Annotated in this window: 7 protein-coding genes; 6 read left to right on the top strand and 1 reads right to left on the bottom strand. The window is 59.9% G+C overall.

Annotated features, from left to right (window positions below):
- Positions 1-92: 92 nt before the first annotated feature.
- From fghA to MF268_RS20120, 6 genes are all read left to right on the top strand, one after another.
- Positions 93-929, top strand: a complete 837-nt coding sequence (gene fghA, locus MF268_RS20145; protein ID WP_238372661.1) for an S-formylglutathione hydrolase — start codon at positions 93-95, stop codon at positions 927-929.
- A gap of 14 nt (positions 930-943) precedes the next feature.
- Positions 944-1,339: a c-type cytochrome gene (locus tag MF268_RS20140; protein ID WP_238372660.1), complete on the top strand. Its 396-nt coding sequence runs from the start codon at positions 944-946 to the stop codon at positions 1,337-1,339.
- A 153-nt stretch (positions 1,340-1,492) separates the two neighbouring features.
- Entirely contained in the window at positions 1,493-3,295 is a 1,803-nt protein-coding gene (locus MF268_RS20135) for a methanol/ethanol family PQQ-dependent dehydrogenase (RefSeq protein WP_273545110.1), read from the top strand.
- A 73-nt stretch (positions 3,296-3,368) separates the two neighbouring features.
- Positions 3,369-3,878, top strand: a complete 510-nt coding sequence (locus tag MF268_RS20130; protein ID WP_420485450.1) for a c-type cytochrome, methanol metabolism-related — start codon at positions 3,369-3,371, stop codon at positions 3,876-3,878.
- Positions 3,862-4,704 (top strand): substrate-binding domain-containing protein, encoded by an 843-nt coding sequence (locus MF268_RS20125; RefSeq protein WP_238372657.1) that lies wholly within the window; start codon positions 3,862-3,864, stop codon positions 4,702-4,704. The genes MF268_RS20130 and MF268_RS20125 overlap by 17 nt, the downstream gene beginning before the upstream one ends.
- On the top strand, positions 4,701-5,246 hold the full coding sequence (locus MF268_RS20120; RefSeq protein ID WP_420485449.1) for a PQQ-dependent catabolism-associated CXXCW motif protein: 546 nt from the start codon (positions 4,701-4,703) through the stop codon (positions 5,244-5,246). Before MF268_RS20125 ends, MF268_RS20120 begins: the two co-directional genes overlap by 4 nt.
- On the opposite strand, the gene MF268_RS20115 is transcribed toward MF268_RS20120, so the two are convergent.
- Complete coding sequence (locus MF268_RS20115) at positions 5,240-6,052, bottom strand: quinoprotein dehydrogenase-associated SoxYZ-like carrier (protein WP_238372656.1); 813 nt, start codon at positions 6,050-6,052, stop codon at positions 5,240-5,242. The two genes, MF268_RS20120 and MF268_RS20115, sit on opposite strands and share 7 nt — an antisense overlap.
- Positions 6,053-6,126 lie beyond the last annotated feature (74 nt).

The following is a 6,126-nucleotide window of genomic DNA, read 5'->3' as shown; positions in this document are numbered from 1 at the left end:
CACAAGCTCAAGCTCGAAGACATCAACAAGGGCTTCGACCTCATGCACGAGGGCAAGTCCATCAGGGCCGTGGTGGAGTACTAGGATAGAACATGGAGCTGGTTTCGGAAAACAAGAGTTTCGGCGGCAAGCAGCTGGTTTACCGGCATCCGTCGAATACCTGCGGGGTCGAGATGACCTTTGCCGTCTACCTGCCGCCGCAGGCCGAAGACGGCCCGGTGCCGGTGCTCTGGTATCTCTCCGGTCTCACTTGCACCCATGAAAACGCCATGAACAAGGGAGGGTTTCAGGCCCATGCCGCCGATCTTGGACTTGCGCTGGTCTTTCCCGATACCTCGCCGCGCGGTCAGGGTGTCGCCGATGACGAAGCCTATGACCTCGGGCAGGGTGCAGGCTTCTACGTGAACGCCACCCGCGATCCGTGGAGCAGCCATTTCCGGATGTATGACTACGTCGTCTCGGAACTGCGCGATATCGTGGAGCGGAATTTCCCTGTGACCGACCGGCACGGCATCACCGGCCATTCGATGGGGGGACACGGTGCCCTGACGATCGCGCTGCGCAACCCGGAGCTTTACCAGTCGGTGTCGGCCTTTGCGCCGATCGTGAACCCGACCCGGTCGGACTGGGGGCGCAAGCAACTGAGCGAATACCTTGGCGACGATGAATCGAACTGGTCCTGTTACGACGCCACGATCCTGCTCGAGGAACATGGCTGGAAGGGTGATCTGCTGATTGATCAGGGCTCGCAGGACCAGTTCCTCGACCTGCTGAAACCCGAGGCTCTGGTGAGCGTCATGGCCAAGCGCCGCCAGCCCGGCCAGGTGCGGATGCAGGCGGGTTATGACCATAGCTATTACTTTGTCGCGACCTTCGCGGGCGATCATGTCGATTGGCACGCGGAACGGTTGCTGAACGGCAGGCACTGAAAGAAGGGAAGCCAATGAAAGCCACCATGTTCAAAGCGTTCTGTACGATTGTAATTACCGCCTGTTCCGGCTCGGTCGCGCTGGCACAGGAAGCGGGAGATCCCGAAAAGGGTGAAAAAGTCTTTCGCAAATGCAAGGCCTGCCACGAAGTCGGCCCCGATGCCAAATCCAAGACCGGTCCGGTGTTGAACGGCATCGTCGGGCGCGATGCGGCCACCTACGAAGAATTTTCCTATTCCGATGCCATGCTGGCCGCCGGGGAGGGCGGGCTGGTCTGGACACCGGAGGCACTGGCCGAATTCCTCGAGAAACCGAAGGACTTTGTCGACGGGACAAAGATGACTTTCGCGGGGCTTCGGAAAGACGACGAAAGGGCGGATGTGATCGCATATCTGGCCACATTCAATTGAGAGAAGGGAGGACGATGCGGACGTAACGGAAGCCGGCCCGGGGGGAGGAACCACGACAGAACCGGGCTTTTGCCGATTTTTCCGAAACACCCGCCCAAAGGGCGTCACGGACGGAAAAAGTGACGGCAGCACACCATACAAAGGGAGTTGAAAATGAAGAAGCTACTGGCTTTGACATCCACGTTAGCCTTTTGCTCGGCCGGGATGGCCTATGCGAATGACGGGCTGATCGAGGATATGAACGACCCCAATCAATGGGCCATTCAAACCGGCGACTACAAGAACCAGCGCTATTCCAAGCTGGATTCGATCAACAAGGAAAATGTCGGTGACCTTCAGGTCGCCTGGACCATGTCTACCGGCGTTTTGCGCGGCCATGAAGGCTCGCCCCTCGTGATCGGCGATACCATGTATCTGCATACGCCGTTCCCGAACATCGTCTACGCGCTCGATCTGACCGACGGCGGCAAGATCAAGTGGAAATACGAACCCAAGCAGGATCCGGACGTCATCCCGGTCATGTGCTGCGACACGGTGAACCGTGGCGTGGCCTATGCCGAGGGCAAGGTCTTCCTGCATCAGGCCGACACCACTGTGGTGGCGCTTGACGCGGAAACCGGCGAGGTCGTCTGGTCCAAGGTCAACGGTGACCCGTCCAAGGGTGAAACCAACACCGCGACGGTTCTGCCGGTCAAGGACAAGATCATCGTCGGCATCTCGGGCGGTGAATTCGGTGTGCGCGGCCATGTCACCGCCTACAACATCGAAACCGGCGAGCAGGAATGGCGTGCCTATTCGATGGGGCCTGACAGCGACATCCTGATGGATCCCGAGAACACCACCCATCTGGGCGAACCGGTGGGTGCGGATTCGGGCACCAATACATGGGAAGGCGACCAATGGCAGATCGGTGGCGGCACCACCTGGGGTTGGTACGCGGCCGATATGGATGAGAACCTCTTCTATTACGGCACCGGCAACCCGTCGACATGGAACCCCGCGCAGCGACCCGGCGATAACCGCTGGTCCATGACCATCATGGCCCGCGACATCGATACCGGTATGGCCAAGTGGGTCTACCAGATGACGCCCCATGACGAATGGGACTATGACGGCGTCAACGAAATGATCCTGACGGAACAGGAGATCGACGGCGAAGAGCGCAAGCTGCTGACCCACTTCGACCGGAACGGCATCGCCTATACGATGGATCGCGTTTCGGGTGAGCTTCTGGTGGCCGAGAAATACGACCCTGCGGTGAACTGGACCACCGGCGTCGACATGGATCCGGATTCGGACACCTATGGCCGTCCCGAAGTGGTTGCCCAGTATTCGACGGAACAGAACGGCGAGGACGTGAACTCGACCGGCATCTGCCCGGCGGCGCTTGGCACCAAGGACCAGCAACCGGCAGCCTATTCGCCGGATACGCAGACCTTCTATGTCCCGACCAACCACGTCTGCATGGACTATGAACCTTTCCGGGTCGCATACGCGGCGGGTCAGCCCTATGTGGGTGCGACGCTCGCCATGTATCCCGCGCCGGACAGCCATGGCGGCATGGGCAACTTCGTCGCCTGGGATAACATCAACGGCGAAATCAAGTGGTCCATACCCGAACAGTTCTCGGTCTGGTCCGGTGCGCTGGCGACAGCCGGTGGCGTGGTCTTCTACGGCACGCTAGAAGGCTATCTCAAGGCAATCGATGCAGAAACCGGGGATGAGCTTTACAGCTTCAAGACCCCCTCGGGTATCATCGGCAACGTCATGACCTATACCTCCGAAGGCAAGCAGTATGTCGGCATCCTGTCCGGTGTCGGTGGCTGGGCGGGTATCGGTCTTGCGGCCGGTCTCACCAACCCGAATGACGGACTTGGTGCCGTGGGCGGTTACGCCGCGCTCAGCGACTATACCGCACTTGGCGGACAGCTGACCGTCTTCACCCTGCCGGATTGATCCGACAGGCCACGAACCCGGACCGGCGCGGGCGATCCCCGGGCCGGTCCTCTGGATCGAAGCAAGGGTATGAATGATGAGAGTACTGGGAATCCTCCTGACTGCGGGCCTCGTTGCAGGCTGGGGCCATATGGCCGCCGCGCAGGATAATCTGGCCGCAGCCTATAACGAGGACGGTCGGTATTACACCGAAGATGACATACCGACATTCAATGTGGCCGAGGATGGCACCGTCGACTGGCGGACCTACTCCGGGTTCCGTCGTTACCATTCGGAATGCCACGTCTGCCACGGTCCCGAGGGCGAAGGCTCGTCCTATGCCCCGGCTCTGAAAAAATCGGCCATCGACATGGACTATTACGATTTCGTCGATGTGGTGGTGAACGGGCGAAAAAAGGTCAACGCCTCCGAGAATTCGGTGATGCCCTCGTTTGGCGAGAACCCGAACGTCATGTGTTATCTCGATGATATCTATGTCTATCTCAAGGCACGCGGTGCCGGAGCCGTCGAACGCGGACGTCCGGCGAAAAAGGAATCCAAATCGGATGTCATCCGGGAAGACGAGAATGCCTGTCTCGGCTAGACATATCGTCTTGATCCTGGGGTCGGTCCTGCTGGCCTCCCTGTCAGGACCCGGCGCGGCGCAGACTTCGGACCTGGTGTCGCATACAGCGTTCAGGGTCTGCGCCGATCCTGCGAATTTCCCGATGTCCGATGATCGGGAGCAGGGTTACGAGAACAAGCTGGCTGACCTGATGGCGGGCGAACTCGACCTTCCGGTGCAATATACATGGTATCCGATGGCCACCGGGTTCATCCGCAATACGCTTGGCGCCAACCAATGCGACGTGGTGATGGGCTATGCCGAAGGGCATGAGCTGGTCCTGAACACCAACCACTACATGACCTCGGCCTATACGATCATCGCGCCGAAAGGCAGCCCGCTGGCCGATGTCGATACGCTGTCGGATCCGGCGCTTAAAGACGTGAAAATCGGCATTATCGCTGGCAGCCCGCCGGCCACGCATATGGCGCGCAACGGTCTGTTGACCCGTGCCAAGGCCTATCAGCTTATCGTTGATACGCGCTATGACTCACCCGCTGTTCAGCTGCTCGAGGATCTGAGTGCCGGGGAAACCGGGGCGGCGATCCTTTGGGGCCCGCTCGCCGGTCCGCTGGTCAAGGCCAGCTACCCTGATCTGCAAGTCACGCCGCTGACCAAGGAAACATTGCCACCGCGGCTTTATTTCCGGATCACCATGGGCGTGCGTCAGGGCGAAAAAGTATGGGAGCGCAAGTTGAACTCACTGATCCGCCGCAATCAGGACCGGATCAATGAATTGCTGAGCGAGGCGGGGGTGCCGCTTTTGAACGATCAGGGCACCGAAGTCCTGAACGTTTCGAATTGAAACCGCTGGCCGCACTTCTGGTGCTGGCAATTGTGACCGGTCCCGCCCACGCCCAGACAGAGGAGCCATCGGAGTACCGGCAGGATCACTACCGCGCCCCGGTCCCGGAAACACTCAAGGGTGCAACCGTCGTCGGCCCCGAAGAAACCTATGAACTCTGGCAATCGGGCGGCATCGCCTTCGTCGATGTGCTGCCTCGACCGCCAAAACCTAAGAACCTGCCGAAAGGCACGATCTGGCGCGACAAACCCCGCCATTCCATTCCCGGTTCAATCTGGTTGCCCAACGTGGGCTATGGCGCCATTGCCGAGGTGACAGATACCTATTTCCGCACCGGACTGGAAAAGGCGACGGATGGCGACAAAACGCACCCCGTCCTGTTCTTCTGCCTTGCTGATTGCTGGATGTCGTGGAACGCGGCCAAGCGCGCGCTCGAATACGGGTACGAAAATGTCTACTGGATGCCCGAGGGCACCGACAGCTGGACCTTTTTCGACTACCCGACGGAAGAGATCACGCCCGAGCAGCCCGAGCCTCAGTAACCCTCTACCGATTTCTGCGCATGGGTAACGGTACCGTCCGTGTCGGTCATGGTCACGCCCACCGTCTGCGTGCGGCCCGGCACAGACATACCGATGCGTGGATTTTCCGACAATGAAATACTGCCGGTCATTTCCACGTAACCCGCCCCGTCCAGATCCACGTCGAGCGTTTCCACATAGCGCATCGGGATGAACAGCAGCGTGATCTGGTCCATCTGCATCCCAGAGAGACTTGGGTGGCTGATGTCCACATCGACGCGTTTTTCGCGCTGCGCGAGCGCGCCCAGCCGGTCGAGCGTTGTCGCGCTTTCCCGGTTTGCGCCGATCAGGATATCCATCTCACCCAGCGTCTCCAGCGCCACGTCCAGATCCGATCCGGGCGGGGCCGCGCAGGCCCCCTGACCCGAGGTCTTTACAAAGGTTTCTGCTACGTAAAGCTGCCCATCGGTGGTTTCCGCTACCACGTGCAGCGGCGTCGGTCCGTTGATCCGCATTGTCACATCGAAAAAGAACCGGGGCAGGGGCGCATCAAAGGCAAAGACCGCCGAAACCGGCATCGGATTCTCGTCAAGGATCAGGCTCACCTTGCCCAGCATCCGCCCGGCCGGGGCGTTGATCTGCGCGGCAATCTGTGTGCGCGCATCGTTATCGGTGCGATAGGGGCTGTTGATCTCGATGAACGCGCTGCCATCCAGCAATTCACGGTCTTCGTAAAGAATTGCCGAAAGATCGGTCCATGTGGGTTCCGCCGCCTGAACCGGCATTGATCCCGCCAGTAACAGAGCCGCAAGAGCGCGTCGCATCATCTCTATCTCCCCGGGGCTTGGGCGGATCCGCATTCAGCGCGATGCCCGGCGCAATCCTAACCGCGTGTCTGACT

The organism is Heliomarina baculiformis (genome assembly GCF_019966545.1).
GTDB lineage: Bacteria > Pseudomonadota > Alphaproteobacteria > Rhodobacterales > Rhodobacteraceae > Heliomarina > Heliomarina baculiformis.
Note: the sequence above shows the minus strand (reverse complement) of the source record. Positions and strands in the feature narration are given on the sequence as shown.

Excerpts from the sequence above, each read along its gene's own strand:
- MF268_RS20125 (WP_238372657.1), top strand. The coding sequence starts at position 3,862 with ATGCCTGTCTCGGCTAGACATATCGTCTTGATCCTGGGGTCGGTCCTG.
- MF268_RS20115 (WP_238372656.1), bottom strand. The coding sequence starts at position 6,052 with ATGATGCGACGCGCTCTTGCGGCTCTGTTACTGGCGGGATCAATGCCG.
- fghA (WP_238372661.1), top strand. The coding sequence starts at position 93 with ATGGAGCTGGTTTCGGAAAACAAGAGTTTCGGCGGCAAGCAGCTGGTT.
- MF268_RS20130 (WP_420485450.1), top strand. The coding sequence starts at position 3,369 with ATGATGAGAGTACTGGGAATCCTCCTGACTGCGGGCCTCGTTGCAGGC.
- MF268_RS20135 (WP_273545110.1), top strand. The coding sequence starts at position 1,493 with ATGAAGAAGCTACTGGCTTTGACATCCACGTTAGCCTTTTGCTCGGCC.
- MF268_RS20140 (WP_238372660.1), top strand. The coding sequence starts at position 944 with ATGAAAGCCACCATGTTCAAAGCGTTCTGTACGATTGTAATTACCGCC.